The sequence below is a fragment of the Streptomyces cylindrosporus genome, assembly GCF_022698165.1.
GTDB lineage: Bacteria > Actinomycetota > Actinomycetes > Streptomycetales > Streptomycetaceae > Streptomyces > Streptomyces cylindrosporus.
Genome location: NZ_JALDAY010000035.1, coordinates 1 through 1396, shown reverse-complemented (window position 1 = coordinate 1396; position 1396 = coordinate 1). Strand labels below are relative to the sequence as shown.

Below are 1396 nucleotides of genomic sequence, written 5' to 3'. Positions count from 1 at the left end.
GAGTTCACGCTGGGCGAGGTCGACGGCGAAGGCGGGCGGCTGGTGTCGTACGACGGGCGCGAGGTGCCCTTCGACCTGGCGGCGGTGGTGCCGCTGCACGGCGGCGCGGAGTACGTGGGCCGCTCCGAAGGGCTCGGCGACGAACTCGGCTTCGTGCCCGTCGACCCGCATACGCTGCAACACCCGCAGCGGCCCGAGGTGTTCGCGATCGGGGACGCGGCGGGCCTGCCGGCGTCGAAGGCGGGCTCCGTGGCGCACTTCGAAGGCGAGGTGCTGGTGCACAACATCGGCCGCTTCCTGGCGGGACAGGCGCTGGACGCCTCCTTCGACGGGCACACCAACTGCTTCGTGGAGACCGGCTTCCACAAGGCGTTGCTGATCGACTTCAACTACGACACCGAGCCGCTGCCCGGTCACTTCCCGGGCCCGGTCGGCCTGCCGCTGCTGAAGGAGTCGCACGCCGCCCATCTCGGCAAGCTCGCCTTCGAGTGGCTGTACTGGCACAGCCTGCTGCCCGGCCGGGAGCTGCCCGGGATCGGCTCGGCGATGCCCGAGCACGGCAAGCACCCTGCCGAGGCCTGAGGGAGGAGAACAGCCATGCCCACCGCCACCTACGCCGGCACCGCCGTCCCCGTCGACGACGAGGGCTTCTTCACCGACCCGGCCCGCTGGAGCGAGCCGATGGCCGAGCAACTCGCCCAGGAGGCCGGCATCGACACGCTGACCGACCGGCACTGGACCGTCATCCGCTTCATGCGCGAGCAGTACGCGGCCAAGGGCACCGGCCCCACCGTCCGTGTGCTGGGCAAGACCTCCGGTGTGAGCGTCAAGGAGCTGTACCAGCTCTTCCCCAGAGGTCCGGCGAAGACGGCCGCGAGGATCGCCGGGATTCCCAAGCCGCGCGGCTGCATCTGAGGAGCGTGAGCCGCCATGTCCGGCACCGCCACGATCGAGAAGGCCTCGATCATCGTCTCCAAGGGATCCCTGGAAGGGATCTACCCCGCCCTGATCATGGCCAACGGCGCCCGCGCCGAGGGCATCGAGGCCGACCTGTTCTTCACCTTCTTCGGCCTGGACGCCATCACGAAGAAGCGCTGGGAGCACATCAAGCTGGCCACCGTCGGCAACCCCGGCCTGCACCTGCCGACCCTGCTGGGCGGCATGCCGGGCGTCCCCGACCTGGTCACCCGCTACATGGAACGCAAGATGGACAAGCTCGACATCCCGCCGATCCCCGAGTTCATCGAGATGATCGCGGACACCGGCGCGGGCATCTACGCCTGCAAGGCCTCCGTCGACCTCTTCGAACTCGACAAGGACGACCTGGTCGAGCAGGTCCAGGGCATCATCACGGTCGGCGAGTTCTACGAGCACGCGGCCGGCGGCCAGATCATCT

Annotated in this window: 3 protein-coding genes; all 3 read left to right on the top strand. The window is 69.1% G+C overall.

The genetic code is table 11. The features are described from left to right. The coding region (locus tag MQP27_RS50740) for an NAD(P)/FAD-dependent oxidoreductase (RefSeq protein ID WP_242779500.1) at window positions 1-582 on the top strand (582 nt) is incomplete at its 5' end. Window positions 583-597: 15 nt separating this feature from the next. After that, window positions 598-915 (top strand): TusE/DsrC/DsvC family sulfur relay protein, encoded by a 318-nt coding sequence (locus tag MQP27_RS50735; protein WP_242779497.1) that lies wholly within the window; start codon window positions 598-600, stop codon window positions 913-915. Between the two features lie 15 nt (window positions 916-930). Further along, window positions 931-1396 (top strand): DsrE/DsrF/DrsH-like family protein (locus MQP27_RS50730; protein WP_242779495.1); only part of this gene is annotated, 466 nt, incomplete at its 3' end.